Below are 25,822 nucleotides of genomic sequence, written 5' to 3'. Positions count from 1 at the left end.
TGGCGGTGAAGTTCACCCTGCCCGACGGCTCCACCACCGACGTCTCGACGCAGACCGCCCGGCTGTTCGTCTCCAGCACACCGGACGGCTTCATCGATCTGCTCAAGGCGATGCGGCCCGGCCTCACGACGCCGCTGCGTATGGCCAAACACCTGCTCTACCATCCGAAGCTGCTCGGCGCGTTGCCCATCCTGCGCGAGGCGAGCCGGGTCCCGGCCAGTTACGCCACCACCGAATACCACGGCCTGCACGCATTCCGCTGGATCGCGGCCGACGGGAGCGCCAGATTCGTTCGCTACCACCTGGTTCCGAACGCATCCGAGGAATACCTGTCGGGGTCCGATGCCCATGACAAGGATCCGGACTTCCTCACCGAGGAGCTGAAGTCCCGTCTGGACGGCGGGCCGGTGCGGTTCGACTTCCGGGTGCAGATCGCCGGGCCCGCCGATTCGACGGTGGACCCGTCGGCGGCCTGGCAGAGCACGCAGATCGTCACCGTCGGCTCGCTGGCGATCACCGGTCTGGAGACCGAGCGTGAGCACGGCGGGGACATCGTGGTGTTCGACCCGATGCGCGTGACCGATGGGATCGAACCCTCCGACGATCCGGTCCTGCACTTTCGGACCCTAGCGTATTCGGCCTCGGTCAAGCTGCGTACCGGTGTCGAACGCGGCGCCGAAGCTCCGCCAGCCTGACCCCTGAGCGCCAGGGACCGGTAGTCGCCTCGCGCCGAAATCGGCGGCGGGTTAAGGTTTTTCTTCGGTGTCGCCACTTCAGATGTTCCTCATATGCCTGGCCGGGCTGGGTGCTGGCGCGATCAACGCGCTGGTCGGGTCCGGCACCCTGATCACCTTCCCCACACTGGTCGCGCTCGGCTATCCGCCGGTGACGGCCACCATGTCGAACGCGACGGGCCTGGTCGCCGGCAGCGTCTCGGGCACCTGGGGCTATCGCGCCGAGCTACGTGGTCAGTGGGATCGGCTGCGATGGCAGCTCCCGGCATCGCTGGTCGGCGCGGTGCTCGGCGCCTATCTGTTGCTGCATCTGCCCGAGAAGGTGTTCGCCGAGATCGTGCCGGTATTGCTGGTGCTGGCGCTGGTGCTGGTGGTCATCGGGCCGCGGCTCCAGGCGTGGACGGCCCGCCGCGCCGTGGGGGCCCGCCCCCCCGCGGGGGAGGGACCCCCACCCGCTTGCGGGGGAGAGTCGGGACGCTCGCCCGAGCACGTCAGCACACGTCGGATGGCGACGCTGGTGCTCGGCACATTCGCCGTCGGCGTCTACGGCGGTTACTTCACCGCCGCGCAAGGCATCCTGCTGGTCGGCCTGATGGGTGCCCTGCTGCCAGAATCGGTACAGCGGATGAACGCGGCCAAGAACCTGTTGGCCCTGGTGGTGAATCTGGTTGCCGCCCTTGCCTATACGTCGGTGGCATTCGACCGCATCAGCTGGCCGGCCGCCGGGCTGATCGCGGCGGGCTCACTGATCGGCGGCCTGCTCGGGGCGCGTTATGGACGCCGGTTGTCGGGCAACGCGCTGCGCGCCGTCATCGTGGTCGTGGGCCTGATCGGCCTGTATCGCCTGCTCACCGTGGCCTGACGAGGTCCAAGTGCGGCAACGGGATTGACCCGCGGAGGCACGCCTCAACTCAGCGTGGCCGTGGCGGCTTCGGCGATGACGTCGCGCACCTCGCCGCGTTTGCGCCACGCCCGCAGTTGGCGCATCGCCCCGTTACCGCCGGATTTGACGCGATCGAGTTCTCCGATGACTCGCTCATATTCGCCCAGTGACTCCAACGCGGGGCGCACTCGCTGCACCAGCACTCCCAATTGCTCACCGGCCGGCACCGCCCCGCGGCCGTGGATCAAATCCAATGCGTGACCGGACAATCCGTCGTGTGCGGCCTTCCAGTACGCCGCGCGTAGCGCCCCGGGCGGGAGTCGCCGGGCGTCGCCGGGTGAGTCCAGGGCGGTCATCACCGCCGCCCTGACCAGTGTGGCAAGCAGCACGGTCTCGGCGACGGTCGCGGGCACGTCGGCCACCCGGACCTCCACCGTCGGGAAATCTGCCGAAGGGCGTACGTCCCAATAAATCATGTCCTTATCCAGGATCACCCCGGTCTCGACCAACATCCGCACCGTGTCGTCGTACTCGTCGGGCGAGGAGAAAAATGGTGGCGCTCCCGCGGCGGGCCAGCGCCGCCACAGCACGCTGCGCCAGCTCGCGTGGCCGCTGTCCGCGTTGCGGTACACCCGCGAATTCGCCGACAGTGCAAGCAAAGACGGCAGCCACGGCCGCAGCCAATTGCTGACGTGAATGGCCGAGGCACGGTCGGGCACCTGCACGTGTACGTGGCACCCGCAGATGCCCTGCTCGTGCGCGATCATTCCGTACTCTTCGCCGATCTTGCGGTAGCGCGCGGTGTCGGTGACGGGAAACTCGTGCGGCGTGGTCGGCGGGAGCCCGCAGGCCAGCAGCCTAACGCCGGCGGCCTCGGCGGCCTGCGCCGCGGCACGCCGCAGCCGGCCCAGCTCCTCAACGAGTTCGGCGCTGGTCGAAGCCACTTGCGACGTGGTCTCCACCTGGCAACTGCTCAGCTCGAGCTGCAGCTTGACGCCTCGCCGCTCGGCCTCCGCGGCGACCGCGGCGTTATGCGGTGCGGGCTCGCCGGTTTCCGCGTCGACGAGGAGGAATTCTTCCTCGGCACCAAAGGTGGGATGGTCGCCCATGAGCCGATTACGGCCCGACGTAGCTACCAGCGGGCGGCCGCCGAGAGCGCGGAGTCGACGGTTGGGTAGATCGGCAGCACGCTGCTGAGACCGCAAGCGTCGACAATGCGCGTGACAATCGGTGCGCAGCTCACCAGGCGTAGGTCGATGCCGCGTTTCCGGCAGCTCTTGGCCGCTTCGGCCAGCGCCTCGAAAGCGCAGCAGCCCATGAAGTCGAGCCCGGTGACGTCAACGATGAAAGGGCCTGGCGCGGTGACGCCGCTGGCCGCCTCGGACACCAGGTGGCGCCAGGTGTCCTCGTTGCAGGCATCGATCTCGCCCCCGGCATAGATCACCACCGACGGACCGCTGCGATCTGCGGTCGCGCGCAGCGTGGAGTTGGGGTCGCCGAGTTCGTAAACGAGTTTTGTGCTCAGCGTCAAATGACTGGTGGGCATCGCTTCAATGACGGAATTCATGGTGGGGGACCCCCTGATCGACTGGCGCCTCGACGCCTCGATGGATGCCCGTCCTAATGTCTGAAGACAGACTGTTCGTCTACGTGAATCTCTTTTCTATAACGAGACAGGTCGGTCTGTCTACCGGCGGGGGCCTAAGAGTACTTTAAGTCCTGTATGACAACACCCGATGTCGGAGCACCCACCCCGTCGCCTCGCGAACGCGTCCTAACCGCGGCATATGAGCTGTTCAGCAGGCGTGGCATCCGCGCGGTAGGCACCGACGAGGTGATCGTACGGGCCGGTGTCGCCAGGGCAACGCTGTACCGCCATTTCGCGACCAAGAATGACCTGGTGCTTGCCGTGCTGCAGCGTCGCGAGGAGGTCTGGACCCGCGGTTTGATCGAGGAACAGTCACGCCAGCGGGGCAACACCCCCGAGGAGCAATTGCTGGCGATCTTCGACGTCATGCACGACTGGTTCCAGCTCCGCGACGGCTACGAGGGCTGCTCGTTCATCAACGTGCTACTCGAGCTCGGGTCGGATCACCCGGCCGGCCAGGCCTGCATCGGCCACATCGACCACGTCCGCGACATCGTGCGGCGCCGCGCCGTTGCGGCCGGCTTGACCGACGTCGAGGAGTTCGCCTCGTCCTGGCACATCCTGATGAAGGGCGCGATCATCCTGGCCGCAGTCGGGGATTTGGACGCCGCGCTGCGCGCCCGCAGGATGGCCCGCGCCTTGATCGACGAACACCGGCCGCCGTTGGCGGCGGACGCCGGTGAGGCCGTGTAGTCAGGCGGGGTCGGACGCGTCCGCGCCGGTCTTGCGGTAATGCTCGGCCTCCAATTCCGCGATCATCCGGGATGTGCGTTCTCGCAACAGGATCGCGGCAGTCAGCCCGGCCACGACAGCGATTACCAGGCCGATCCAGGAGAACCGTTCCAGCCAGCGTTCGGCCGCGATTCCGGCGTAGTACACCAGCGCGGTCGTGCCACCCGCCCAGCAGATGGCGCCCGACACATTGGCCGCCAGGAACCGGGGATAGTGCATCTTCAGCGCGCCCGCCAGCGGGCCGGCCAAAATCCTCAGCAGCGCGATGAACCTGCCGAGAAAGACGGCGCGAACACCCCAGCGGTTGAACAGTTTTTCGGCGAGCATGACGTGGCCGGGACCGAAGTGTTTCGGAAACCGCCGGCCGAGCCGGTCGAAAAGCGGCATGCCGAATCGGCGTCCGATCGCGTAGCCGATCGAATCGCCGATCACCGCGCCGATCACGGCGGCGATGCCGACCCCGAGCGGATTGACGGCCAGGTCGTGGTGCGACGACATCAGTGCGGCCGTGACCAGCACGATCTCCCCCGGCAGGGGGATGCCCAGGCTCTCGATCCCGACCACACCGCCGACCACCAGGTAGACCGTGATCGGCGGAATCGAGTGCAGCAGGGGCTCCAGATTCATGCGTCAAGGATGCCTGACCGGCCGCGGATCCGTGACTTAAGGTGTGCGCTTGAGTTCGCTCGGAATGCTTAGGCCCTGCAGCCGCGGACGTTTGGGTTCGAGCCCGTCGTACGAAGACAGGCCGCGCAGGCGCCGCCAGATCCACGGGAAGAAGCTGTCCCGCGTCCAGCGCAACTGCTCGTACGTGCCGGCCGCGAAGGAACGCTGAGTGGGATTGAGGCCGCCGAGTGCCCAATCATGGTTGGTGTCAGGCAAATCGAGCGCCTCGGCGGCCGCCGCGGCGAACAGCATGTGGCCCTTGGTCGACGCGTGCACCCGGTCGATGGCCCAGGTGTCCAGCTCGCGCATCGAGGGCGCGTTGTACAGGTCGACCAGCCGGAAGCCGTAGCGATGGGCGGCCGCGCTGATGACCCCGTTGATGCGGGTGAGCCGGCCCGCCACCAGCCGTCCGAGGGGGAGGAACTGGGCGACGTTCGGAAAGGTCGTCGTCACCACCGTCGCACCCGATTCGGCCAGCGCGGCGTAGATCTGCTCGAGGTCGGCCAGGGCGGGGGTGAAGGATCGTCCGGGCTGGATGACGTCGTTCATCCCCGCACAGACGGTGATCAGATCGGGCTGCATCGCCAGAGCCTGCGGAAGCTGCTCGGTGAGCACGTGGCTGATCCGCTTGCCGCGGATCGCGAGGTTGGCGTATTGCAGGCCGGGATAGAGCGAATCGACCATCACCGCGAGCCGGTCGGCGAAACCGAGCAGGCCGACGGTGTCGTCGCCGTCCCACAGGCCCTCGGTCTGGCTGTCTCCGATGGCAACGTAACGGTGGTATCCAGCGTGAATAGCCCCGCCCACGATGCCGAGAATAACCGAAGCCGCGCCCATTACTGGTTACCGTGGACCCATGCCCCACAAGCGTGAGCCGGACGCCGAGGACGCCGGGACGGCGCCCGGCGCCGACTCGCTTGCGCCGCAGTATCCGATCGAGTCGGTCGACAACGCGCTCAAGCTGTTGCTGCTGTTGGGTGAGCAGCCCCAGATCCGGTTGAGCGAGGCGACGCGCTATCTCGGTGTGGCGTCGTCGACCGCGCATCGGTTGCTGGCGATGCTGGCCTACCGCGGGTTCGTCCGGCAGGATCCGGTGTCCAAGGCGTACCTGCCCGGTCCGTCGTTGACCGGGGTGGCGTTCGCGATCTTCGGCCGCATCGACATCGCGCGGTCCGCGGCGCCCGTCATGCGCGGCCTGAGTGAACAACTGCGCGAAACGGTGCACGTCGGCATGCTGGACGGGGCCACCGTCCGCTTCGTCGCCGCCGTCGAGGGGCCGGCCGCCGTGCGGGTCGCGTCGCGGCTGGGCCGCGCCATGCCGGCCCATTGCACGTCGACGGGCAAGGTCATGCTGGCCCAGTTGCCGCAACCGGAACTTCGTGCGCTGCTGCCGCGCGAGCGGCTGAAGCGCATCACCTCGCACTCGATCGGCAGCCGCACCGAGCTGGAAGCCGAGCTCGCCGGCATCCGCGAGCGCGGCTACGCCACCAACTCCGAAGAGAGTGAGGAAGGCGTCGCCTCGGTCGCCGTGCCGATCCCGACGCGCGCGCCCGGGGTGCGGCTCGCGCTCAACGCCGCGGCGCCGCAAAACCGGTTGGAGCCCTCCCGGTATCCCGCAGTAGCCGCCGCACTTGTCGCGGCCGCCAAAGAGATCGGCGATCAGCTCGGTTAGCCACCGCCAAGCCGAGCCACCTCGTGGCGCCAGGCCGCCTCGGCGGTGAACGCAGATCCCAAGTCCGGCAGGTCATCCCAGTCCGCGTCGTCGATGTCACGCAGCGTGCCGCCGGCCGCGACCACCCGCAACGACATCCGTGCCAGCGCGTCGAGGCTGATCGCCTGCAACACCGCCTGCGGCACGGTGGTGGCGGCGCTGGTGATGCCGTGGCCGCGGCAGATCACCACCGGCCGGCCGCGCATCGCCGCCGCCATTTCCTTGCCCAGCCGCGAATTGCGGATCAGCACAGCGCGTTCGTAGACGGGCACACCGCCGCGCGCCAGCAAGGCGCCGGGAATGTCGTAGGCGCCGTAGATCGGCCGGATCGCGATGCCGGCCAGGTCGGCTGCGACCACGTCCGGTGGATGCAGGTGCGCGACGGCGACATGGCGGGGATCGGCCCGCATCGTCTCGACATGGATCGGCAGTTCGTTGGGCACGCGATACCCGTCGAGTTCCCCTGGGGCACCGGCGGATCCGTCGAAGGCGATCAGCCGGATGTCACTGGGCCGGGTGAACGCCACCCCGGTGTCGTCGTCGCTTCGGCAGCGGACCAGCAGACGCTCGTCGTCGACGCGCAGGCTCAGGTGGCCGAGGGTGCCGTCGACCAGGCCGCGGGCCGCCGCGACGCGGCAACCCTGCGCCACCAGAGCGCGCTGCTGATCCAAATCCGTCATCGGGGTGCGCCCAACCCGAATCCGCCGTCGGGCCGCACGGTTTCGCCGGTGATGCCGCGAGACCGCTGGGAGGCCAGGAACACATAACTCCACGCGTGGTCCTCGCCCGTGAGCGCGACGTGCAGGGGAGTGCGCGCGGCAACATCGCGCGCCCGGTCCGGGTTGTCGTCCAGGCGGGTCTCGTCGAGCCCCAGGCTGGACAGGCCGCGCAGGTCGGTGTTGAGCGTGCCGCCGGGGGCCACGCCGTTGACCCGGATGTCAGGCGCCAATTCGTGCGCCAACGCCGACACCAGGCCGCGCACCGCGAATTTCGAGGACACGTAGAGCACGCCCCCGCGTCCGGGATAGAACGACGACGCGGACTCGGTCAGCACGATCGATGAACCGGTCACGCTTCGCAGGGCCGGGATCGCGGCCTTGACCGACTGCAGATGACTGAGCACGTTGGTGCGAAACATCTCGTCGAACGCGTCGGGGAGCGCGTCGGCGTCGATGTCGCCCACACCCCGGTAGAAGTCGAAGACCCCGACGCAGTTGACCAGGGTGTCCAATCCACCGAAGGCGTCTACCGCCGCGGCGACGGCGCGGACGTTGGCCTCGCGGGTGGTGGCGTCGCCCTCGATCACGGGCACCTGAGCAAGCTCTTGCCGCAACGCATCGCACTTGTGTGGATCACGTTCCAGCACAGCGATGTTCGCGCCCTCCGCGCCGAAGGCCCCCACCACGGCACGGCCGATCCCGGAACCGGCGCCGACCACCAGCGCGCGCTTGCCCACCAGCCACCCGGTCATGGTTGAGGTTCGGTCTCGTCGGGCAGCAGAGGCGCGTGGGAGTTGCCGACCATGGCGGCCAGCGTACGTGGGTTCTGCCAGGTCAATGCCTCGACCTCGAGCGCGTCCAGGGTGATCCACTGCCCGGACCTCGGCGCACTGATCAGCAGGCGCGATCCGTTGCGGGTGTCGACCCGGCGCACCACGACCTCGGTGAATTCGTTTGCGACGCTTATCGGTTCGCCGACCGCGCCGTCGAGCAGTCGCCGCAGTTCGTCGTTCATAGAAACACCGCCAGGTTCTGCATCCGTAGCACTGACTCGTCGGCGATGATGTTGCGGCGGGCCAGCTTCCAGCGATCATCGCACCAGCGCAACACGTCCTCGCGCCCGCACGACATCAGGGCGCTGTCGTTGACGTCGCCCCGGCTACGGAACAGCAGTTCGGCCGATTCGACCACCAGGTGCGCGTCGTCGTCGCCGGTGAACGTGCGCACGTTGGTGATGAAATGACGCAGGCGCGACGGCGGGTCTTCGGCCCACACGTGCTCGGTGCCCATCCGCGCGACCCGCTGGGACAGCGAGTATTTGTCCTCGTCGAAATGGTCCATGCCCGGTGAGGTATCGAATCCGGCGCCGCGGGCGGTCGTGACGCGCACCGGCATGGCGTAGCGGATGTCGTCGGTCAGCGTGTCCAGCCACGCCTCATACTGCTGAGCGTCCAGCAGGTACGCCTCGTCAACCAGGAACTGGTGTGCCTCGAGGTGCCGAATGTCGCTGAACGACAATGGTTTTCTCATGCGGGCACCCGCTGCAGGTAGTCGGCCCACATGTTCAGCAAGGCTCGCTGGTTGTGCTCGTTGTAGCCGACTTGGGCGCGTCCGGGCCCGTGGAAAGCACTGGGCGGCAGCGCCTCGATGACGGGACGGTCGTCGGCGAGCAGGCCCATCCGGCTGTTCAGCAGCAGCCGTCGCGCCATCGAACCGCCCGCGGTGGTGGTCAGCGACACCCAGTTCTCCACGTCGTCTTGCTCGAACATGCCGGTCGACCCGAAGCACATCAAATACGCCTTGTACGAGTCTTGTTTGTACTGCGCGGGAGCGGCGGAGTCCACCGCGAACCACGAGCACACTTCGGTTTCGTTCTCGCTGATCGGTTGCCACAGCCGAATGGAGATGAACGGCAGCACTTCGTCGTGGTGACCGTCGCGCACCTTGGGCCAGTTGTGCACGAAGCTGAGATTCGGAAAGCATGTCGCGGCAGAGATCATGAATCCGTCCTCGCCGACCACCTGCTGCTGTTGCGGCGTCCAGGAGTCTTTGATCCGGCCGATCATGTCGTCGGGGTAGCCGACGTAGCGCATCCGCTCGTCGAAATCGCCCGGCGGAAGTTTGTAGGTGGTTCCACCGCCGCGGTGTGCCCAATAGGTGGCGCCGTCCTTGCGCTTCTGCGCCTTCGGCTCGCGAAAGAGCCCGATGTCGACGATTGACGCATGGGTGTGCGGGGTGTGGTACATGTCCCCGGCGAAATTCTCCGCGCCGATCTTCCAGTTCGCCTTGATCCGCCAGCGCTGCGGGCCCCGCACCTGGACACCGCCGGCGCTCTGCTTGGTGTAGTAGTCCAGGTAAAACTTGAAGTCGCCGAGGAAATCTTCCAGCGGTTCGGCATCTCGATCCATACTGATGAACAACAGACCGTTATAGCTCGCGAAATTCGGTGCCGGCAAAAGGGTTTGGTCCTTGGCGAACCCCTCATCGCCGCCGTAGGCCTCGCGGTGAAACGGCAACCCGGTGAGTCGGCCGTCGTTGCGGTAGGTCCAGCCGTGGTACGGGCATCGGAAATTGGAGGCGTTTCCCATCTCCGCGCGACACACCTGCATTCCGCGATGCAGACACATATTGAACAGCGCCCGCACGATGCCCTGCGAGTCGCGGGTGAGGATGAACGAGTCGTCGAGCACGCGTCGCACCACGTAGTCGCCGTCCTGGCCGATCTCGGACTCGTGCCCCACGAACGTCCACGCCCGGCTGAACAGCCGTTGCTTCTCCAACGCGAACAGTTCCCGGTCGTTGTAGATGTGCGCGGGGATCATCCCCTGGCGCACGTTCTCGAAAACCTCGACCAATTCGCCGCGAAGGTCCGTCATGTCTACCTGTCATCTCTGTCTTACAGAAATATGCTCCGCTCAGTAGAATCCCGTACTCCGCAGCGCCGGTCAATCACCTGGCCAGCCGCATCGCAAGGCTTCTACAAGAATGCTTGGTGCTAATTCACAGGTCGCACGCAGTTAAAAGGCAAAAGCCTGCGGCTACGGTGAGTCACGGCAGCCGCGCAGTGACCGTGAGCGCGGAGTAAACGCGGGGTAAACAGTCGGTTTTACGGTATTTAATCAACGTTTTCCACTGATCTGAGGAAGGAACAGGTGCCATGGTGGGTCGGCCACGAGGGGGTCGATTGCAGCAGGTCGGATCAAAGGTTCTGGCCGTTATCGGGCGCCAGGAGTGGATTGATCGGCCGAGTTATCGGTTCGAACACCTGCTCAGCTTCGCCTTCAACGGGCTCGGGGGCGCCCGCAACACCGTCGCCAACGCGCTCAACGGCGTGTGGCTAGGTCACCCGGTGCACCCGCCGCTGGCATCCCTGACCAGTGGCGCCCTCGGGACGACGGTGGCGCTCGACGCGCTCAGCCTCCTGCCGGGTCAGCCGGCCTCCGAGGTCGTCGACGCCTCGCGATTCGCGTCCCGCTCGCTCGGGGTGGGCATTTTGGCGAGCCTCGGCTCGGCGGTCACGGGCGTCACCGACTGGCAGCACACCCACGAGGAGGACCGCCGGATCGGCGCGGTGCACGGCCTGGTGAACGTGGCCGCCACCGCGCTGTACATGCAGTCCTGGTGGGACCGGAGTAAGGGGCGCCACGGGCGGGGCATCCTGCTGACCGCTCTCGGCTACGGGATCACGGTCGCCGGCAGCTACCTCGGCGGCGCGCTGGTCTTCGAATCCGGGATTGGCATTGACCAATCGGGTCCGCGCCTGCGCACCTCCACCTGGACGCCGGTGCTGCCCGCAAGTTCGTTGAACGGCAAGCCGGTACGCGTCGAGGTGGAGGGAGTGGGCCTGGTGGTCTGCCAGACCAAGCCCGGTGAGGTCGCGGCCTACGGGGAATTCTGCCCGCACCTCGCCGCGCCGATGGCCGACGGCTGGATGGACCGGGGCCGGCTGGTGTGCCCATGGCACGGTTCATGGTTCGCCGCCGAATCCGGAGAAGTTGTGCGCGGCCCGGCTGCAGCGCCGCTGCCGTGCTACGAGGCCCGGTTGGTCGACGGAGTGGTCGAAGTCCGTGGCGAGCGGCAGCACATCCCCGGCGGCGCGGCTGGAATTGCAAAAGGAGGAGCCAATTGAACGCCTACGACGTGCTCAAGGAACACCACATCGTGATCAAGGGCCTGGGCCGCAAGATCAGCGATGCACCGGTGAATTCCGAAGAGCGGCATGCGCTTTTCGACGACCTGCTGATCGAGCTCGACATCCACTTCCGCATCGAGGACGACCTGTACTATCCGGCGCTCAAAGATGCCAGCAAGCTGATCGCGGTCGCCCACGCCGAGCACCGCCAGGTGGTCGACCAGCTTTCGGTGCTGTTGAGGACCCCGCAGAGCTCGCCCGGCTATGAGGACGAGTGGAACTCGTTCAAGACGGTGCTGGAAGCCCACGCCGACGAAGAGGAACGCGACATGATTCCGGCCCCGCCGGAGGTGAAGATCACCGACGAGGAGCTCGAAGAGCTGGGCAACAAGATGGCCGCGCGGATGGAGCAATACCGTGGCTCGGCAACCTACAAGATGCGCACCAAGGGGCGCGCGGCGCTGGTGCGCTCCCTCTAGCCCGAAAACATGGCCCGCTTGCGGGATTCGGTGGGCCACCGAGAGTAGCCTCACGGCACATGGACGCCGAGCGTGTCGCTACTCAGGGTGACATCACGGCGGAGATCGCCAGCATCGCAGCGCAATACCAGGGCGCCGCCGGGGGAGTCGGGCAACGTGAGCGGCCGCGGCTCGACTATCCGCCGTACCGCAGCACCGTCCTGCGCCATCCAAAGCAGCCACTGGTCGTCGTCGACCCCGAGGGCGTCGAACGATGGGCGCCGTGCTTCGGGCACCAGGACGTCGAGCCGCTTGATGCCGACCTGACGGCCGGTAATGCGGGCGAGCCGATCGGGGAGCGCGTCGTCGTGACAGGGCGCGTTGTCAACGAATCGGGCCGGCCGGTGGCGGGCCAGCTGGTGGAGATCTGGCAAGCCAACGCCGCCGGGCGCTACCGTCACCAGCGCGACCAGCATCCCGCGCCGCTCGACCCGAACTTCACCGGCGCGGGCCGCTGCCTGACCGGGCCGGACGGCACCTACCGCTTTCTGACCATCAAGCCCGGCCCCTACCCGTGGCGCAACCACCACAATGCATGGCGCCCGGCGCACATCCATTTCTCCGTCTTCGGAACCGCTTTCGCCCAGCGACTGGTCACCCAGATGTACTTTCCGGGTGATCCGATGTTCGAGCTGGACCCGATCTTTCAGTCGATCCTCGATCCCGCCGCGCGCCAACGGCTGATCGCGGGCTACGACCACGACCTCACCGAGCCGGAATACGCGACCGGGTACCGGTGGGACATCGTGTTGGCCGGCGCCGCGCGAACCCCGACCGAGCGTGAACATGACTGAATCAGCGTGCACGCCAGGGCAAACTGTCGGGCCCTTCCTCGACCTGGGACTGCCGTTTCCCGGTGACAGCGCGATGGTCAACCCCAGGGATCCGCAGGCGATCCGGCTGTACGGCACGGTGTACGACGGCGGCGGCGCCGCCGTCGAGGACGCGCTGGTGGAACTCTGGCAACCCGACAGCGCGGGAGACGTTCCGCGCCAAGCCGGTTCGCTGCGCCGCGACCCCGCAGTGTTCACTGGTTGGGGACGCTGCGCGACCGACTCCGCCGGACGCTACTCGTTCACCACCGTGACGCCCGGATCGGCGACCGCGGGGCGGCCGCCGTTCTTCGCGGTGACCGTGTTCGCCAGGGGACTGCTGGACCGGCTGTTCACCCGGGCGTACCTGCCCGGCGCCGAGCCGCACTCCGATCCGCTGCTGGCGGCGCTCGCTCCCGAGCGCCGACCGGCATTGCTATGCGCCGCCGAAAATGATGGCGCGGCTTACCGTTTCGACATTCATCTGCAGGGTCCGGCCGAGACCGTGTTCCTGGCGTACTCAGAAGACGCGCGATGAGCAACATGTTGTGGCCCGGAGACCATCGGGCCGGCGAGCACATGACTGACGAGGCGCTGCTGGGATCGATGATCGCCGTGGAGTGCGCGTGGCTGGACGCGCTGGCCGCCGCCGGTCTGGCGCCCGCCGACTGCGCCGAAGCGGAGCTGTGGAATCTTGTCACGCACAACGACTGCGAGTCGATCGCGGTCGCCGCCGAGGGCGGTGGCAACCCGGTCATTCCCCTGGTGCAGCTGCTGCGGCAGCGGGCCGAGTCGCGCATCGCGCCCTGGATTCACCGCGGTCTCACCAGCCAGGACGTCCTGGACACCGGCCTGATGCTGGCCCTGCGCCGGGTCGCCGATGACCTGACAACCGAGCTGAGGCAACAGATTTCCACACTGTCCGCACTCGCGACCGACCACCGGGACACGCCGATGGTGGCTCGCACCCTCACCCAGCACGCCGCACCCACCACCTTCGGCGTGAAGGCCGCAGGCTGGCTGAACGGCATCGTCGACGCGTTCGAGGGAGTGGCGGCGCTGACCATGCCGATCCAAATCGGCGGCGCCGCCGGCACATTGGCCGGCGCCACGGAGCTGGCGGCGTTGCTAACCGACGCGACCGACGCAGCCAGGGTCGCGCTGCGGCTCGTGCAGAACGCCGCAACCACATTGGGCCTGCGCGACCGGCCCGCGTGGCATACCGCCCGCGCGCCCGTCACCGCTGCCGCCGACGCCTTCGTCGGCTGCACCGACGCCTGGGGCCGCATCGCCTCCGACATCGTCACCCTGGCGCGCCCGGAGATCGCCGAACTCGACGAGCCGGCCGCCGCCGGCCGCGGCGGCTCCTCGTCCATGCCACGCAAGCGAAACCCGGTGCTGTCCATCCTGATCCGCCGGGCCGCCATCGTGGCGCCGCAGTTGGCCGCGACGCTGCACACCGCGGCGGCGCTGGCCAACGACGAGCGGCCAGACGGGGCGTGGCACGCCGAATGGGATACGCTGCGCACGCTGGCCCGCCGCACCGTCGTCGCGGGATCGGAAAGTGGCGAGCTGCTTGGAGGGTTGACCGTGCACGCGCAGCGGATGGCCGAAAACCTGGCTGCCGCAGAAGTTTTGGGGGAACGGCGAGCGATCGCCGAGCTGGTGGGCAAAGAGCCGTCATCCGCCTACATCGGTGCCGCCCAGAAGCTGATCGATGCGAGCCTGGGCCGCGCGGCGCGGGCGCTCGCTCAACGCTGATAAATGCTGGCCAGCCAGATGTGCAGCAGCGTGTCGATCGCCCGGTCTTCGGGGATCGCCTGATCGTCGGCGGTGAACGTCGCGGCCATCATTCGCTCGCTCAGCATGTTGAGCGCCACGGACAGCTCCGCGGCCGGAATGGTGTTGGGGGCGGCGCCGCGCCCGCGCTCGGCCTTGATGGCGATGGTGGTGTAGGAGATCCACTTGCTCATCAAGGCGGACCACAGCTGCCGCACCTCGGGATTGGTCGCTTTGGCCGCCGCACCCGCGACGGCGACCGCCGGGTGTGATCCGGACACCTCGAAGAACGATTCGATGCGCGCACGCCAGATCGCCTCGGGGTTACCGGAAGACACGACGTCGAGCGCGCCCAGCGCCGCCTGCGCCTTGCTGTTCATCTGGTCGAGCAACGACAGCAGGACCGCGTTCTTCGACCGGAAATAGAAGTAGAAAGTTGGCCGCGATATCCCGGCGCCTTTTGCTAGGTCGTCGACGGAAAAGTCGCCCAGCGGCCTTTCCTGCAACAACCGCTCGGCGGTGGCGAGTATCGCCTGCTCGCGGTCGTCACCGGAGTAGTGCGACGCGCGCCGGCCCCGCGAGGCCTGCAGATACTTTGTTTGTGTCGGGAGGTCGGACACGCCCGTTACTGTTGGGCACTTCGATATACGTCAACAAAACTGTTGATGAAAACCAGCAATAATGTCGATTAAGAACGACGCTTTGCTGGACGACGACTTCGTTAGTCGGCCACCGCGATCTCGATGGACAAGCACTCGCCCAGCGCGTGCGCCGCGGCCCAGTCCCCGCCACACACGGCGCGCTCGAGTTCGTCGACCAGCGGGCTATCGGCAGCACCCAGGTCGGCGAGCCAAGCCGCTACCGTCGCCGTGATCTGGTGCGCGGGCACGCGAGCCATGTGCCCTTTGTGGAGCCGATCGGTCAACTGGTAGATCGTGGCCGTCGGCCTGCGCTGCGGCCAATGAACCGTCCATTTCGGTGAATTCATCGTCCCCTCCCCGCTAGCCTCAATGACTCATCCGGCCCGGCGGCGCGTTCAGCGCTAGGGCACAATCGTACGTCCGTACCAATGCCATGGCCGGTATTTTCGCCGCGAGACATGCCGGTTTTTTGAAAATCTTTGGTCATCCGATCGCCTACCAGGTGCTACGGAACAAACGGCCCGATCAACGCCGCGCCGGTGCGGCCGCGGGCCATGATGCGTTCCAAGACGTTGTGGGACAGGTCGCCGTCGTTGGCCACCCGGGCAAGACCGCGCCGTCGTAGGAAGGTGTCGAGCCGTCGATCCGGTGACCAATCGGCGTAGATGGATCCGAGGTAGTGCGACTGCAGAAAATCCGACGCCAACGCGTCGAGGTCGGACTCCGTCAACAACGGTGGGGTTGCACCCATAACCGGCAAGCTCCTTTTGTTCTCCCCGCGACTGCCGCAGCCAAGTTTTGCCAGGAGGCGTAACTAAACCGTCACGCACAGATTGCGGAACGGGCCCAAAGTCGGCGACGGGGCAAAGGCGAAGGTCAAAGCGTCGCAGCGATTGTCGAGATGTTCCCAGTCGTAGTTAGTCGGCTTCGAATTCGTCGTGCAGGTGCTTGGGGTCGCGGGGTGTTGACCAGAGCCAACGATTCGCCGACTTTTCAGCGCGGATTAGGTCGCGAAGATGGTCGGGTGCTTGTCCGGTTTGCGCAGTTGGCGGACGTCAAGTTCGTTGGCGGGCATGGGTTCTCCGGACTTCGCTCTATTTTTTACAAGTGTTGTTGTGTAAACTCTGGCGCATGACCTACGTGATCGGGAAGCCATGCATCGATGTGATGGACCGCGCTTGCGTCGACGAATGCCCGGTGGATTGCATTTACGAAGGCGGCCGGGCGCTCTACATTCATCCCGACGAATGCGTCGACTGTGGCGCGTGTGAACCGGTTTGTCCGGTGGAAGCGATTTACTACGAAGATGACCTGCCTGAGGATCTCAAGCCCTACCTGGCCGACAATGAGGCGTTCTTCGCCGAAGCGCTCCCCGGTCGCGACGCCCCTTTGGGATCCCCGGGTGGGGCGGGCAAGGTCGGTCCGCTCGGTGTCGACACACCTCAGGTGGCGGGCCATCCGAGTGCCACCCCGTCAGAGGGGGCATGACGGACAAGGAGCGGGAGGGGCCCTGTGAAATCCGAGAATTCCCAGAAGGCCCAGGCCTCGTCGACCGGGGAATCGGCCGGCCGGCGGCGCGCCGTGATGCGGCTGCTGCGGGCAGCGCCGGATCCGATGAGCATCGCCGGAATCGCCGACGTGCTGGGTGTGCATCCCAACACCGTCCGCTTCCACCTCGACGGCCTGGTCGCTGACGGCCAGGTGGAGCATGTCGAGCTGGACCGGAAGGGCCCGGGCCGTCCACCCCTGATGTTCCGCGCGGTCCGGCAGATGGATCGCGGCGGAACGCGGCACTACCGGCTGCTGGCCGAGGTCCTGGCCATGGGCTTCGCGGCGGAGCGCGACCCCGGGCCCAAAGCCCTGGCCGCGGGCCGCGCCTGGGGGCGGAAGATAGACGCCGAATTGCGCCCGCTATCCGAGGACCCCGACGGCGCCGAAGAGGCCATCGCCCGCCTGATCGACGTGCTCGACGAACTTGGCTTTGCCCCCGAACGCCGCGTCAGCAACGGAAAGCAACAGGTCGGCTTGCGGCACTGCCCCTTTCTGGAACTGGCCGAAAACTCCTCGAGCGTCGTCTGTCCGGTGCACCTGGGCCTCATGCAAGGAGCCATGGAGACGTGGGGAGCGCCGGTCTCGGTGGACCGGCTCGACCCGTTCGTCGAGCCGGACCTGTGCCTGGCCCACCTGACACCGGCGGCCAAATGAGCACCGGCACAGCGATTGCCGTTGCGCTGGCCTTCATCTGGCTCGGCATGGTGCTGGCCATCTCCTTCCTGGAAGCCCCACTGAAGTTCCGGGCGCCCAATGTGACGTTGCAGATCGGGCTCGGCATCGGGCGGCTGGTCTTTCGCGCGCTCAACACCGTCGAGGTGGCTTTCGCCCTCGTCATCGGGGCCATCGTGATTTCCGGTCCGACTCGGGTCGGCGTCGCGGTGGCGATCGCCGTCGTCGTGGCCGCACTGGCCATCCAACTGATCGCGGTGCGTCCCGCGCTGACCCGTCGTGCCGACAAGGTGCTCGCGGGGTCGGATGGACCGCGCTCTCGCGCGCACTACGCCTACGTCGCGCTGGAGACGGTCAAAGTCATCGGCCTCATCGTGGCGGGGATACTGCTACTGAGCGGTTAACAGCCACCCTCAGGGCCCGTGCGGGCCTTGCAACTTCGAAGGACCCACTATGGATTCCATCTCGCTGACCGACCTCTCGTCCGAAAAGCTCGCCGAGGCCAAGCAATCGCACAGCGGACGTGCCGCCCACACCATTCACGGCGGGCACACCCACGAGCTCCGCCAGACGGTGCTGGCGCTGCTGGCCGGTCACGACCTGTCCGAACACGACAGCCCCGGCGAGGCGACGCTGCAGGTCTTGCAGGGCCACGTCCGCCTGACCACCAGCGGCGACGCCTGGGACGGCAAGGCCGGGGAATACGTCGCGATTCCCGCCGCACGGCACGCCCTGCACGCGGTCGAGGATTCCGTGGTCCTGCTGACCGTGCTGAAGACCATCCCCTCCGCGCACTAGCCACCGATGTTGTCGACGCCCTGGTCCACGAACTTCGGTCTGCGGGTCCCCATCGTCAACGCCCCGATGGGCGGGGTCGCCGGCGGCCGCCTGGCCGCGGCGGTCACGGCGGCCGGCGGCCTCGGCATGGTCGGCATGGGCAGCGTCGCGACCAGGGAGTTACTTGCCGAGCAGCTGCAGCACGTCGACGGGCGGTTCGGTATCGGCATGGTCGATTGGGTGATGCGCAACGAGTCCGGACTGCTCGAGGACGCGCTGGCCGCGCGGCCCGCCCTGTTGTCGGTCAGCTTCGGCACCGAGTGGTCGTGGGTCGCCAAGGCGCATGATGCCGGAATCCCCACGGTCACACAGGTTTACGACAGCACCGGGGCTCGCCGTGCCGTCGACGCCGGCGTGGACATCCTGGTCGCGCGCGGTTCCGAGGGCGGCGGGCATGGCGAGGACAAGCTGGGGCTGCTACCGCTGTTGGACGCCGTATTGGACGCCGTTTCGGTGCCGGTGCTGGCCGGCGGCGGGGTCGCCTCGGCGCGCAGCCTGGCCGCGGTGCTGGCCGCCGGCGCCAGCGGGGCGTGGGTGGGCACCCGATTGTCGGCGTGTCCGGAAGCGCTGACCGGCGACACCGGCCGTCGGGCCCTGGTCACGGCCACCGAAACCGACACCGCCGTCACCCGGGTGTTCGACGTCGCCAAGGGGTTGCCGTGGCCGGCGCGGTTCCCGTCGCGGGTGTTAACCAACGAGTTCGTCGAGCACTGGACGGGTCACGAGGAGGCGCTGGACGCTGGGGCTTGTGACGAGCTGGCCGCCGCGATCGCCGCCGGCGACTGCCGGATCGCACCCGTGGATGCCGGCCAGGGCGTGGGGATGATCCGCGACGACGCAACGGTGGCCGACGTCATAGACGAGATGTGTACGGGCGCCGAGGAATTGCTGTCTCGCTGGGGGAGGTAGGCCCGCTGACACCAGGCCGGGGTGACGTCCCAAGACCCTACTGGGCGCCGGCCGTGAGCACGACGCAACACCGGTTCCGGCCGGGGCAGAGTCGGGCGTCGGGACCGTGCGGTGCGAGCGCATCGGCCACACCGGTGATCAGCGCTTGGTTCATGTTGCAGGCCAGCTCCGTCTGCTCCTGCGCCAGCGCGTGGAACGGGCAGTTGGCGAGCTCGACCTCACTGTCGCAAAAACGCGGCTCGTAGCCGTATCGGCGCAGCACCCCGACCGCGCGCGCCAGCGCGGCGGCGGCATCTTCCGGGGGCGCCGACCCCACGGAGGTGGCACCGATCTCGTGGCCGTACTCACGGGCGACACGGTTCAGGATCTCGGCAACCGGCTCGCCGCTATCGGCCGAGCGCGCGATCGCCGTCGCCATCAAGCGCCCGGCCAACTCGTACTCGCGCTGGGGAAGGCTGACCGCGATGTCGCGGCGGGCCCTGCGATACAGCTTGGAGGTGCGTCCGGCGCCGGGGCCCGAGCGGCCCGTCAGGCGTGCGTAATCGAACTCCAGCAGGCCCTCGGCGGTGAGCCGATCCAGATGGAACTTGGCCTGATGATGGGGAATTCCGACGGCGTCGGCAGCCTGGTCACGGCTGACCGGCGCCGGTTGGGCGCACACGAACTGATAGAGCTGCCGGCGCACGGGGTCGGCGAGCGCGCCGATGCCCGCGGCGTCCCGCTGCAGGGCCTCCCGGTCGTCCACGTCAACGCTCATTTCTAACAGACAAAATGCTTGACGCTGCAGTCTACTCAATCTAACGTTCAAACTATTATCCGTTAGAAATGGAGGCAGCCATGAGCATTAGGCAAGTCAACGCGACGCCGGCCCTCACGGACCAATTGAGAGATCCCGCGTACTCGGCGTACCTCGCGCTTCGCACCGTCTTCACGATCGCGCCGATCGTGATGGGGCTCGACAAGTTCTTCAACCTGCTGACCCACCCGCACCACTGGAACATGTACCTGGCCGGCTGGATCGATGATCTGGTGCCTGGTACGGCCGACCAGTACATGCACCTGGTCGGCATCATCGAGATCGTGGCCGGGGTGCTGGTGGCGGTGGTCCCGCGATTGGGCGCCTGGGTGGTCGCGGCATGGCTGATCGGCATCATCATCGACCTGGTCAGCGGGCCCGGGTTCTACGATGTCGCGCTGCGCGACTTCGGATTGTTGGTCGGCGCCGTGGCGCTGGCCCGGCTGGCGCAGGGCGTGCACGCCGGCACCGTCGGAGGCGGGATCGCGGCGCGTTAGCGGTCAGACCGCGCGCAGGTAGCGCCTGGCGATGAGGCGCTGGCCCACCTTCACCACCGGCCCGCCGGCCTTGCTCCACCAGGTCGCGGCCCGGGAGAAGGCCGACACCTCCGCGTACACCGCTGAGGTGACTGGGTCGCGACGAACCACGAACCGTTCCTCGCCGGACTCCGGATGGCCCGGCAGGGTGCCATAGCCGAAACCGCGGATGTCGGGCTCGTCGACGACGTAGACGACGCGGCAGGGCGCCGGCAGGAACCCCATCTTCACCACCACCACCGCGTCGACGACGGCGACCTCGGAGCTGGCCTGCACCCGTAACCCGGATCCGCGCTGCATGCCCCAGCGCATGACGGCGGCCGCCGCTTGCTCGAAACGCTGCTGGCCCGTGCCGATTTGGCGCTCGGCGTGCTGATGGTCGTATCCGGCCGGCAGTTCGCCGGACGCCGTCGCACCCACTTCGGCGTAGGTCAGGGGGAGTTCCTCGAGCGCTCGCAGGTCCACGTTCTCAGCTTGCCACGCCGAGATGCGCCCCCGCATTCGGCGCGTACGGTCGGTAGATGTGACCACAGAAAACTCGAAAACTGTTGCAGGGGCGTCGGGAACATTCACCTTCGGTGGGGACCTGACCGTCAATCGACTCGGCTTCGGCGCCATGCGCCTGACGGCAAAGGGCGTATGGGGTCCGCCCGACGACCGCGACGAATGCGTCCGGGTGTTGCGGCGGGCCGTCGAACTCGGGGTGAACTTCATCGACACCGCCGACTCCTACGGCCCCTACTTTTCCGAGGAGATCATTCGCGAGGCGCTGCATCCCTACGACGGTCTGGTGATCGCGACCAAGGCGGGGCTGCTGCGCACCGGCCCGGATATCTGGATTCCGTTGGGCAATCCGAGCTACCTGCGTCAGGAATGCGAGATGAGTCTGCGGCGGCTGGGCGTGGACACCATCGACCTGTTCCAGCTGCACCGCATCGACTCGAACTTCCCGCTGGAAGATCAGGTGGGCGAGCTGCTCACACTGAAGAACGAGGGCAAGATCCGCCACATCGGCCTCTCCGAAATCGACGTCGACCAGCTGAACGCGGCCCTGCGTATCACCGAGATCGTGTCGGTGCAGAACATGTACAACCTGACCGCCCGCGCCGCCGAACCGCTGCTGGACGCCGCGACCAAGCAGGGCATCGGGTTCATCCCGTGGTTCCCGCTGGCCGCCGGGCCGTTGGCCGCCCCCGACGGCCCACTGCAGCGCATCGCCGCCGACCACGACGCGTCGCCCTCACAGTTGGCGCTGGCCTGGTTGCTGAAACGCTCGCCGGTGATGGTGCCGATCCCTGGTACGTCCAAGGTTGCGCACCTGGAGGAGAACGTCGCCGCCGCTCAGATCGAGCTCTCCGACGACGAGTTCGAAACGTTGTCGGCCGCCGGGACGCAGCAGCCGGCCTGACCGCCGCGCGAATGCCCACCCGCCGGGCAATACGGTGTGGTGGTGGCCGAACACCAGCGACACCCCGGTGGCGGATTCAATCCGCCGGAGCCGACGAGCAAGGGCGGGCCCGATTACGGCAGGTTCATCGACGCCGTGCGCTCCTTGCAGGACCACGCCCGGGCCGCCGACGCGCCCGACGAGGTGATCAGCGAGGCCGCTGACCTGGTGGAGAAGGTGTCGGCGCTGCTGGCGCCGTTCGACGCGGACGAATGGGCGTCGCCGTCGGGCCGGCGGATGGACCTGCCGATGCGCGGCAACATCCTGACCATCCCGATGTCGGCACACAAGGGCGAGGACGGCCGGATTCATGGCGAGGCCCGTTTCGCCCGGTTCCATCTGGGCCGCAACGGCGCCGTGCACGGCGGCGCCCTGGGCATGCTGTTCGACTCCATCCTCGGGTTGTCCGCCTCGGTGCTCACCGGCAACCCGCGGCAGCGCACCGCATACCTCAAGATCGACTACCGGCGCATCGTTCCGGTGGAAAAGGAATTGCAGTTCGAGGCGGGCATCGACCGGGTGGACGGGCGCAAGATCTTCGTGTCGGGCCGGTTGACCGACGGCGATCGGTTGCTGACCGAAGCCGACGCGCTGTTCGTACGGCTCAAACCTGGTCAGCCCTGAGCGCCTAATGCCTTGGGTTCTTTCGAGGTCCGCCCCGATAGCATGGCAACGATCATTGAGAACTCGACCCTTGGAGACCCAGCCAGATGAGCGCCGCCGCACAGCCCGCCCCAGGAGCATCCCCGATCCGGGTGCCCGCTGGGACGACCGCGGCCGCCGCGGTCGGCGAAGCCGGGCTGCCGAGGCGGGGCACGCCCGATGCCGTCGTGGTGGTGCGCGATGATTCGGGAAAGCTGCGCGACCTCAGTTGGACGCCCGACAGCGACGCCGACGTCGTCCCCGTGGCCGCCAACACCGACGAGGGCCGCAGCGTCATCCGGCATTCGGCCGCACACGTGCTGGCCCAGGCCGTCCAGGAGCTGTTCCCGCAAGCCAAACTGGGCATCGGCCCGCCCATCGCCGACGGCTTCTACTACGACTTCGACGTAGCCGAGCCGTTCACGCCGGAAGACCTGACGGCGCTGGAGAAGCGGATGCGTCAGATCGTCAAAGAGGGCCAGCTGTTCGAGCGGCGCGTGTACGAGTCCAAAGACCAGGCGCGCACCGAACTGGCCAACGAGCCGTACAAGCTCGAACTCGTCGACGACAAGTCCGGCGACCCCGACATCATGGAGGTTGGCGGCGACGAGCTCACGGCCTACGACAACCTCAATCCCCGCACCCGGCAACGGGTTTGGGGCGACCTGTGCCGCGGCCCGCACATCCCGACAACCAAGCACATCCCGGCGTTCAAGCTCACCCGTAGCTCGGCCGCCTACTGGCGCGGCGACCAGAGCAACGCCAGCCTGCAACGCATCTACGGCACCGCCTGGGAGTCGCAGGAGGCGCTGGATGCCTACCTCGAGCTGATCGAGGAGGCGCAGCGCCGCGACCATCGCAAGCTGGGCAGCGAGCTTGACCTGTTCAGCTTCCCCGACGAGATCGGCTCGGGCCTAGCGGTTTTCCATCCCAAGGGCGGCATCATCCGTCGCGAGCTCGAGGAGTACTCCCGGCGCAAGCACATCAAGGCCGGGTACGAGTTCGTCAACACCCCGCACATCACCAAGGAGCAGCTCTACATCACGTCGGGCCACCTCGAGTGGTACGCCGACGGCATGTATCCGCCGATGCACCTCGACGCGGAGTTCAACGCGGACGGCACGGTGCGCAAGCCCGGGCAGGACTACTACCTCAAGCCGATGAACTGCCCGATGCACCACCTGATCTATCGGTCACGCGGTCGCTCGTATCGCGAGCATCCGTTGCGGCTCTTCGAGTTCGGCAGTGTGTATCGCTACGAGAAGTCGGGCGTGGTGCACGGGCTGACCCGGGTGCGCGGCATGACCCAGGACGACGCGCACATCTACTGCACGCGCGAGCAGATGCGTGACGAGCTGACCTCGCTGCTGCGCTTCGTGCTCGATCTGCTGGCCGACTACGGGCTCAACGACTTCTACCTCGAACTGTCCACCAAAGACCCGGAAAAGTACTCGGGCTCCGACGAGATGTGGGACGAGGCCACCGAAGTCCTGCGGGAGGTCGCCGAGGCTTCCGGGTTGCATTTCGTTCCCGATCCCGGCGGCGCGGCGTTCTATGGGCCGAAGATCTCGGTGCAGGTCAAGGACGCGTTGGGCCGCAGCTGGCAGATGTCGACCATTCAGCTCGACTTCAACATGCCGGACCGATTCGAGCTGGAATACACCGCGTCGGACGGGTCGCGGCAGCGGCCGGTGCTGATTCACCGGGCGCTCTTCGGGTCGATCGAGCGGTTCTTCGGCATCCTCACCGAGCACTACGCGGGGGCCTTCCCGGCGTGGCTGGCGCCCGTGCAGGCGGTGGGCATCCCGGTCGCCGACGAACACGTCGGCTACCTGGAAAGCATTGCCGCACAGCTGAAGTCGCACGGAGTGCGGGTCGAGGTCGACGCCAGCGATGACCGGATGGCCAAGAAGATCGTCCACCACACCGCCCAACGAGTACCGTTCATGTTGCTGGCCGGTGACCGCGACGTGCAGGCCGGCGCGGTCAGCTTCCGCTTCGGTGACCGCACACAGATCAACGGCGTGCCGCGCGACAGCGCGGTCGACGCGATCGTGAAGTGGATCGCCGACCGCGAGAACTCCGTGCCCACGGCCGAACTCGTGAAAGTGTCAAGTGGTGAGTGACCGTGACTGATCGCGAACCGGCCGAGCAGGGTGCCGACGACACCATCCTGGACAGGGGCGTCGGCGAGCAAGATCACCTGCAGCGGTTGTGGACGCCGTACCGGATGACCTACCTGGCCGAAGCGCCGATGAAGCGCGACAACGGCAAAACCGGGCAGCCGTTCACCGACATTCCGCACCTCGCCGACGAAGACGGTCTGGTGGTCGCCCGCGGGGAGCTCGTCTACGCCGTGCTCAACCTCTACCCCTACAACCCCGGACACCTGATGGTGGTCCCATACCGGCGGGTCTCCGAGCTTGAGGACCTGACCGACCCGGAAAGCGCGGAGCTGATGTCCTTCATTCAGAAGGCGATTCGCGTCATCAAGAACGTCTCGCGGCCGCACGGTTTCAACGTCGGCCTGAACCTGGGGACATCGGCCGGCGGTTCGCTGGCCGAGCACCTGCACGTGCACGTGGTGCCGCGCTGGGGTGGCGACGCGAACTTCATCACCATCGTCGGCGGGTCGAAGGTGATCCCGCAGTTGCTGCGCGAGACGCGCCAGCTGCTGGCCACGGAGTGGACAAAACAACCATGAGCAAGATGCCGTTCCTGTCGCGGGCGGCGTTCGCGCGGCTGACCACCCCGACCGCACGGGCGTGCCTGCGGCTGGGATTGACCCCCGACGTCGTCACCATCCTGGGCACGATCGTCGCGGTGGCGGGGGCGCTGACGCTGTTCCCGATGGGCAAGCTGTTCGCCGGGGCGTGTGTGGTCTCCTTCTTCGTCCTGTTCGACATGCTCGACGGGGCGATGGCCCGGGAACGCGGCGGCGGCACGCGGTTCGGCGCGGTGCTGGACGCCACCTGTGACCGGGTCAGCGACGGCGCCGTGTTCTGTGGGCTGCTGTGGTGGATCGTCTTCGGGATGCACGACAAGCTGCTGGCGGTCGCCACGCTGATCTGCCTGGTCACCTCGCAGGTGATCTCCTACATCAAGGCCCGCGCCGAGGCCAGCGGGTTGTGTGGTGAAGGCGGGCTGATCGAACGTCCGGAACGGCTGATCATCGTGCTCGTCGGCGCCGGCGTATCGGACTTCCCGTTCGTCGCCTGGCCGCCCGCGCTGCCCGTGGCGATGTGGGTGCTGGCCGCGGCCAGCGTGGTGACCTGCGCGCAGCGGTTGTGCCCCAATCATTTTCATGCCTGACGGAGTGGGTATCACGGCTCGCCCACCAGCCGGTCGGTCGCACCGGGCGAGGTGCGTACCGTGTGCAGCCGCTGCGCGCAGGTCACCACGCTGGCCGCGGCCAGCACCCACATCGCCACGGGCAGCGCGGGCGGCCAGGCGACGA

Annotated in this window: 34 protein-coding genes and 1 pseudogene; 20 read left to right on the top strand and 15 right to left on the bottom strand. The window is 67.3% G+C overall.

What is annotated here, in order from left to right:
• The coding region (locus A5652_RS03985; RefSeq protein ID WP_067346871.1) for a catalase at positions 1-695 on the top strand (695 nt) is incomplete at its 5' end.
• Positions 696-762: 67 nt separating this feature from the next.
• Complete coding sequence (locus tag A5652_RS03980; RefSeq protein ID WP_067346863.1) at positions 763-1,596, top strand: sulfite exporter TauE/SafE family protein; 834 nt, start codon at positions 763-765, stop codon at positions 1,594-1,596.
• Between the two features lie 44 nt (positions 1,597-1,640).
• Here the strand turns inward: A5652_RS03980 and A5652_RS03975 are convergent, their stop codons facing one another.
• Complete coding sequence (locus tag A5652_RS03975; RefSeq protein ID WP_067346860.1) at positions 1,641-2,726, bottom strand: glutamate--cysteine ligase; 1,086 nt, start codon at positions 2,724-2,726, stop codon at positions 1,641-1,643.
• A gap of 23 nt (positions 2,727-2,749) precedes the next feature.
• Positions 2,750-3,184: an anti-sigma factor antagonist gene (locus A5652_RS03970; protein WP_067346858.1), complete on the bottom strand. Its 435-nt coding sequence runs from the start codon at positions 3,182-3,184 to the stop codon at positions 2,750-2,752.
• Positions 3,185-3,340: 156 nt separating this feature from the next.
• On the opposite strand from A5652_RS03970, the gene A5652_RS03965 reads away from it, so the two are divergent.
• Entirely contained in the window at positions 3,341-3,958 is a 618-nt protein-coding gene (locus A5652_RS03965; RefSeq protein ID WP_067346856.1) for a TetR/AcrR family transcriptional regulator, read from the top strand.
• On the opposite strand, the gene A5652_RS03960 is transcribed toward A5652_RS03965, so the two are convergent.
• Together A5652_RS03960 and A5652_RS03955 are read right to left on the bottom strand one after the other, a co-directional pair.
• Positions 3,959-4,624: a DedA family protein gene (locus A5652_RS03960; protein ID WP_067346854.1), complete on the bottom strand. Its 666-nt coding sequence runs from the start codon at positions 4,622-4,624 to the stop codon at positions 3,959-3,961.
• A 36-nt stretch (positions 4,625-4,660) separates the two neighbouring features.
• Positions 4,661-5,470: an SGNH/GDSL hydrolase family protein gene (locus A5652_RS03955; RefSeq protein WP_082983762.1), complete on the bottom strand. Its 810-nt coding sequence runs from the start codon at positions 5,468-5,470 to the stop codon at positions 4,661-4,663.
• Between the two features lie 49 nt (positions 5,471-5,519).
• On the opposite strand from A5652_RS03955, the gene A5652_RS03950 reads away from it, so the two are divergent.
• A complete protein-coding gene (locus tag A5652_RS03950; protein ID WP_067346850.1) occupies positions 5,520-6,335 on the top strand; it encodes an IclR family transcriptional regulator in 816 nt (271 codons plus the stop codon).
• Here A5652_RS03950 and A5652_RS03945 read toward each other — a convergent pair.
• From A5652_RS03945 to A5652_RS03925, 5 genes are read right to left on the bottom strand one after another with little or no spacing between them, the layout of a single operon-like run.
• Positions 6,332-7,054 (bottom strand): class II aldolase/adducin family protein, encoded by a 723-nt coding sequence (locus tag A5652_RS03945; protein ID WP_067346848.1) that lies wholly within the window; start codon positions 7,052-7,054, stop codon positions 6,332-6,334. The two genes, A5652_RS03950 and A5652_RS03945, sit on opposite strands and share 4 nt — an antisense overlap.
• Positions 7,051-7,845, bottom strand: a complete 795-nt coding sequence (gene hcaB, locus A5652_RS03940; protein WP_067346847.1) for a 3-(cis-5,6-dihydroxycyclohexa-1,3-dien-1-yl)propanoate dehydrogenase — start codon at positions 7,843-7,845, stop codon at positions 7,051-7,053. The genes A5652_RS03945 and hcaB overlap by 4 nt, the downstream gene beginning before the upstream one ends.
• On the bottom strand, positions 7,842-8,108 hold the full coding sequence (locus tag A5652_RS03935) for a dihydrodiol dehydrogenase (protein WP_067346845.1): 267 nt from the start codon (positions 8,106-8,108) through the stop codon (positions 7,842-7,844). The genes hcaB and A5652_RS03935 overlap by 4 nt, the downstream gene beginning before the upstream one ends.
• Positions 8,105-8,623, bottom strand: a complete 519-nt coding sequence (locus A5652_RS03930; protein WP_067346843.1) for a 3-phenylpropionate/cinnamic acid dioxygenase subunit beta — start codon at positions 8,621-8,623, stop codon at positions 8,105-8,107. Before A5652_RS03930 ends, A5652_RS03935 begins: the two co-directional genes overlap by 4 nt.
• A complete protein-coding gene (locus tag A5652_RS03925; protein ID WP_067346841.1) occupies positions 8,620-9,969 on the bottom strand; it encodes an aromatic ring-hydroxylating dioxygenase subunit alpha in 1,350 nt (449 codons plus the stop codon). The genes A5652_RS03930 and A5652_RS03925 overlap by 4 nt, the downstream gene beginning before the upstream one ends.
• Positions 9,970-10,250: 281 nt before the next feature.
• On the opposite strand from A5652_RS03925, the gene A5652_RS03920 reads away from it, so the two are divergent.
• Genes A5652_RS03920 through A5652_RS03900 form a run of 5 tightly spaced genes read left to right on the top strand, consistent with a single transcriptional unit; the run spans position 10,251 to position 14,316 of the window.
• Positions 10,251-11,222 carry a Rieske 2Fe-2S domain-containing protein gene (locus A5652_RS03920; protein WP_067346839.1) on the top strand — a complete coding sequence of 324 codons (972 nt, stop codon included), beginning with the start codon at positions 10,251-10,253 and terminating at the stop codon, positions 11,220-11,222.
• A complete protein-coding gene (locus A5652_RS03915; RefSeq protein WP_067346837.1) occupies positions 11,219-11,704 on the top strand; it encodes a hemerythrin domain-containing protein in 486 nt (161 codons plus the stop codon). Before A5652_RS03920 ends, A5652_RS03915 begins: the two co-directional genes overlap by 4 nt.
• A 59-nt stretch (positions 11,705-11,763) precedes the next feature.
• Positions 11,764-12,537, top strand: a complete 774-nt coding sequence (pcaH, locus tag A5652_RS03910; RefSeq protein WP_067346834.1) for a protocatechuate 3,4-dioxygenase subunit beta — start codon at positions 11,764-11,766, stop codon at positions 12,535-12,537.
• On the top strand, positions 12,530-13,093 hold the full coding sequence (gene pcaG / locus A5652_RS03905) for a protocatechuate 3,4-dioxygenase subunit alpha (protein ID WP_067346832.1): 564 nt from the start codon (positions 12,530-12,532) through the stop codon (positions 13,091-13,093). Before pcaH ends, pcaG begins: the two co-directional genes overlap by 8 nt.
• Positions 13,090-14,316, top strand: a complete 1,227-nt coding sequence (locus tag A5652_RS03900) for a lyase family protein (RefSeq protein ID WP_067346830.1) — start codon at positions 13,090-13,092, stop codon at positions 14,314-14,316. Before pcaG ends, A5652_RS03900 begins: the two co-directional genes overlap by 4 nt.
• Here A5652_RS03900 and A5652_RS03895 read toward each other — a convergent pair.
• The 3 genes from A5652_RS03895 to A5652_RS03885 all read right to left on the bottom strand — a co-directional run bounded on the left by A5652_RS03895 (position 14,307) and on the right by A5652_RS03885 (position 15,705).
• Complete coding sequence (locus A5652_RS03895) at positions 14,307-14,954, bottom strand: TetR/AcrR family transcriptional regulator (protein ID WP_067346829.1); 648 nt, start codon at positions 14,952-14,954, stop codon at positions 14,307-14,309. The two genes, A5652_RS03900 and A5652_RS03895, sit on opposite strands and share 10 nt — an antisense overlap.
• Before the next feature lie 101 nt (positions 14,955-15,055).
• On the bottom strand, positions 15,056-15,322 hold the full coding sequence (locus tag A5652_RS03890) for a hypothetical protein (RefSeq protein WP_067126793.1): 267 nt from the start codon (positions 15,320-15,322) through the stop codon (positions 15,056-15,058).
• A gap of 158 nt (positions 15,323-15,480) precedes the next feature.
• Positions 15,481-15,705: a hypothetical protein gene (locus A5652_RS03885; RefSeq protein WP_197513738.1), complete on the bottom strand. Its 225-nt coding sequence runs from the start codon at positions 15,703-15,705 to the stop codon at positions 15,481-15,483.
• A 401-nt stretch (positions 15,706-16,106) separates the two neighbouring features.
• Between A5652_RS03885 and fdxA the strand changes: the two genes are divergently transcribed.
• The 5 genes from fdxA (at position 16,107) to A5652_RS03860 (ending at position 18,944) form a co-directional block, all read left to right on the top strand.
• Positions 16,107-16,463 (top strand): ferredoxin, encoded by a 357-nt coding sequence (gene fdxA, locus A5652_RS03880; RefSeq protein WP_067346824.1) that lies wholly within the window; start codon positions 16,107-16,109, stop codon positions 16,461-16,463.
• Between the two features lie 96 nt (positions 16,464-16,559).
• Positions 16,560-17,180 (top strand): metalloregulator ArsR/SmtB family transcription factor, encoded by a 621-nt coding sequence (locus A5652_RS03875; protein WP_156745143.1) that lies wholly within the window; start codon positions 16,560-16,562, stop codon positions 17,178-17,180.
• Positions 17,177-17,602, top strand: a complete 426-nt coding sequence (locus tag A5652_RS03870; protein ID WP_067346820.1) for a hypothetical protein — start codon at positions 17,177-17,179, stop codon at positions 17,600-17,602. The genes A5652_RS03875 and A5652_RS03870 overlap by 4 nt, the downstream gene beginning before the upstream one ends.
• A 49-nt stretch (positions 17,603-17,651) precedes the next feature.
• On the top strand, positions 17,652-17,996 hold the full coding sequence (locus tag A5652_RS03865; RefSeq protein ID WP_067346818.1) for a cupin domain-containing protein: 345 nt from the start codon (positions 17,652-17,654) through the stop codon (positions 17,994-17,996).
• A gap of 6 nt (positions 17,997-18,002) precedes the next feature.
• Positions 18,003-18,944, top strand: a complete 942-nt coding sequence (locus tag A5652_RS03860; protein WP_067346816.1) for a nitronate monooxygenase family protein — start codon at positions 18,003-18,005, stop codon at positions 18,942-18,944.
• A 37-nt stretch (positions 18,945-18,981) separates the two neighbouring features.
• Here the strand turns inward: A5652_RS03860 and A5652_RS03855 are convergent, their stop codons facing one another.
• A complete protein-coding gene (locus tag A5652_RS03855; RefSeq protein WP_067346869.1) occupies positions 18,982-19,689 on the bottom strand; it encodes a metalloregulator ArsR/SmtB family transcription factor in 708 nt (235 codons plus the stop codon).
• A 92-nt stretch (positions 19,690-19,781) separates the two neighbouring features.
• Here A5652_RS03855 and A5652_RS03850 point away from each other — a divergent pair, with 92 nt between their 5' ends.
• Positions 19,782-20,237, top strand: a complete 456-nt coding sequence (locus tag A5652_RS03850) for a DoxX family membrane protein (RefSeq protein ID WP_067346867.1) — start codon at positions 19,782-19,784, stop codon at positions 20,235-20,237.
• A 3-nt stretch (positions 20,238-20,240) separates the two neighbouring features.
• Here A5652_RS03850 and A5652_RS03845 read toward each other — a convergent pair whose 3' ends face one another.
• Positions 20,241-20,741 carry a DUF1990 family protein gene (locus A5652_RS03845; protein ID WP_067346814.1) on the bottom strand — a complete coding sequence of 167 codons (501 nt, stop codon included), beginning with the start codon at positions 20,739-20,741 and terminating at the stop codon, positions 20,241-20,243.
• Between the two features lie 22 nt (positions 20,742-20,763).
• On the opposite strand from A5652_RS03845, the gene A5652_RS03840 reads away from it, so the two are divergent.
• The 5 genes from A5652_RS03840 to pgsA all read left to right on the top strand — a co-directional run bounded on the left by A5652_RS03840 (position 20,764) and on the right by pgsA (position 25,677).
• Positions 20,764-21,684 carry an aldo/keto reductase gene (locus tag A5652_RS03840; RefSeq protein ID WP_067346812.1) on the top strand — a complete coding sequence of 307 codons (921 nt, stop codon included), beginning with the start codon at positions 20,764-20,766 and terminating at the stop codon, positions 21,682-21,684.
• A gap of 36 nt (positions 21,685-21,720) precedes the next feature.
• Positions 21,721-22,347, top strand: a complete 627-nt coding sequence (locus A5652_RS03835) for a PaaI family thioesterase (RefSeq protein WP_067346810.1) — start codon at positions 21,721-21,723, stop codon at positions 22,345-22,347.
• A gap of 86 nt (positions 22,348-22,433) precedes the next feature.
• Entirely contained in the window at positions 22,434-24,491 is a 2,058-nt protein-coding gene (gene thrS / locus A5652_RS03830; protein ID WP_067346807.1) for a threonine--tRNA ligase, read from the top strand.
• 2 nt (positions 24,492-24,493) lie between these two features.
• A complete protein-coding gene (locus tag A5652_RS03825; RefSeq protein WP_067346865.1) occupies positions 24,494-25,069 on the top strand; it encodes an HIT domain-containing protein in 576 nt (191 codons plus the stop codon).
• The gene (gene pgsA, locus A5652_RS03820) at positions 25,066-25,677 is read left to right on the top strand and encodes a phosphatidylinositol phosphate synthase (RefSeq protein WP_067346805.1); all 612 of its coding nucleotides are present in this window, start codon (positions 25,066-25,068) and stop codon (positions 25,675-25,677) included. Before A5652_RS03825 ends, pgsA begins: the two co-directional genes overlap by 4 nt.
• 11 nt (positions 25,678-25,688) lie before the next feature.
• On the opposite strand, the pseudogene A5652_RS27400 reads toward pgsA, so the two are convergent.
• Positions 25,689-25,822: pseudogene (locus tag A5652_RS27400) on the bottom strand (CDP-diacylglycerol--inositol 3-phosphatidyltransferase); the annotation flags it as partial.

The organism is Mycobacterium sp. 1165178.9 (assembly GCF_001673555.1).
Classification (GTDB): Bacteria; Actinomycetota; Actinomycetes; order Mycobacteriales; family Mycobacteriaceae; genus Mycobacterium.
This window is presented reverse-complemented; position numbering and strand designations above follow the sequence as displayed.

Coding starts and splice junctions, on each gene's coding strand:
- A5652_RS03975 (WP_067346860.1), bottom strand. CDS start 2,726: ATGGGCGACCATCCCACCTTTGGTGCCGAGGAAGAATTCCTCCTCGTC.
- A5652_RS03970 (WP_067346858.1), bottom strand. CDS start 3,184: ATGAATTCCGTCATTGAAGCGATGCCCACCAGTCATTTGACGCTGAGC.
- A5652_RS03965 (WP_067346856.1), top strand. CDS start 3,341: ATGACAACACCCGATGTCGGAGCACCCACCCCGTCGCCTCGCGAACGC.
- A5652_RS03960 (WP_067346854.1), bottom strand. CDS start 4,624: ATGAATCTGGAGCCCCTGCTGCACTCGATTCCGCCGATCACGGTCTAC.
- A5652_RS03950 (WP_067346850.1), top strand. CDS start 5,520: ATGCCCCACAAGCGTGAGCCGGACGCCGAGGACGCCGGGACGGCGCCC.
- A5652_RS03945 (WP_067346848.1), bottom strand. CDS start 7,054: ATGACGGATTTGGATCAGCAGCGCGCTCTGGTGGCGCAGGGTTGCCGC.
- hcaB (WP_067346847.1), bottom strand. CDS start 7,845: ATGACCGGGTGGCTGGTGGGCAAGCGCGCGCTGGTGGTCGGCGCCGGT.
- A5652_RS03935 (WP_067346845.1), bottom strand. CDS start 8,108: ATGAACGACGAACTGCGGCGACTGCTCGACGGCGCGGTCGGCGAACCG.
- A5652_RS03930 (WP_067346843.1), bottom strand. CDS start 8,623: ATGAGAAAACCATTGTCGTTCAGCGACATTCGGCACCTCGAGGCACAC.
- A5652_RS03925 (WP_067346841.1), bottom strand. CDS start 9,969: ATGACGGACCTTCGCGGCGAATTGGTCGAGGTTTTCGAGAACGTGCGC.
- A5652_RS03920 (WP_067346839.1), top strand. CDS start 10,251: ATGGTGGGTCGGCCACGAGGGGGTCGATTGCAGCAGGTCGGATCAAAG.
- pcaH (WP_067346834.1), top strand. CDS start 11,764: ATGGACGCCGAGCGTGTCGCTACTCAGGGTGACATCACGGCGGAGATC.
- pcaG (WP_067346832.1), top strand. CDS start 12,530: ATGACTGAATCAGCGTGCACGCCAGGGCAAACTGTCGGGCCCTTCCTC.
- A5652_RS03900 (WP_067346830.1), top strand. CDS start 13,090: ATGAGCAACATGTTGTGGCCCGGAGACCATCGGGCCGGCGAGCACATG.
- A5652_RS03890 (WP_067126793.1), bottom strand. CDS start 15,322: ATGAATTCACCGAAATGGACGGTTCATTGGCCGCAGCGCAGGCCGACG.
- fdxA (WP_067346824.1), top strand. CDS start 16,107: ATGACCTACGTGATCGGGAAGCCATGCATCGATGTGATGGACCGCGCT.
- A5652_RS03875 (WP_156745143.1), top strand. CDS start 16,560: ATGCGGCTGCTGCGGGCAGCGCCGGATCCGATGAGCATCGCCGGAATC.
- A5652_RS03870 (WP_067346820.1), top strand. CDS start 17,177: ATGAGCACCGGCACAGCGATTGCCGTTGCGCTGGCCTTCATCTGGCTC.
- A5652_RS03865 (WP_067346818.1), top strand. CDS start 17,652: ATGGATTCCATCTCGCTGACCGACCTCTCGTCCGAAAAGCTCGCCGAG.
- A5652_RS03860 (WP_067346816.1), top strand. CDS start 18,003: ATGTTGTCGACGCCCTGGTCCACGAACTTCGGTCTGCGGGTCCCCATC.
- A5652_RS03850 (WP_067346867.1), top strand. CDS start 19,782: ATGAGCATTAGGCAAGTCAACGCGACGCCGGCCCTCACGGACCAATTG.
- A5652_RS03840 (WP_067346812.1), top strand. CDS start 20,764: ATGCGCCCCCGCATTCGGCGCGTACGGTCGGTAGATGTGACCACAGAA.
- thrS (WP_067346807.1), top strand. CDS start 22,434: ATGAGCGCCGCCGCACAGCCCGCCCCAGGAGCATCCCCGATCCGGGTG.
- pgsA (WP_067346805.1), top strand. CDS start 25,066: ATGAGCAAGATGCCGTTCCTGTCGCGGGCGGCGTTCGCGCGGCTGACC.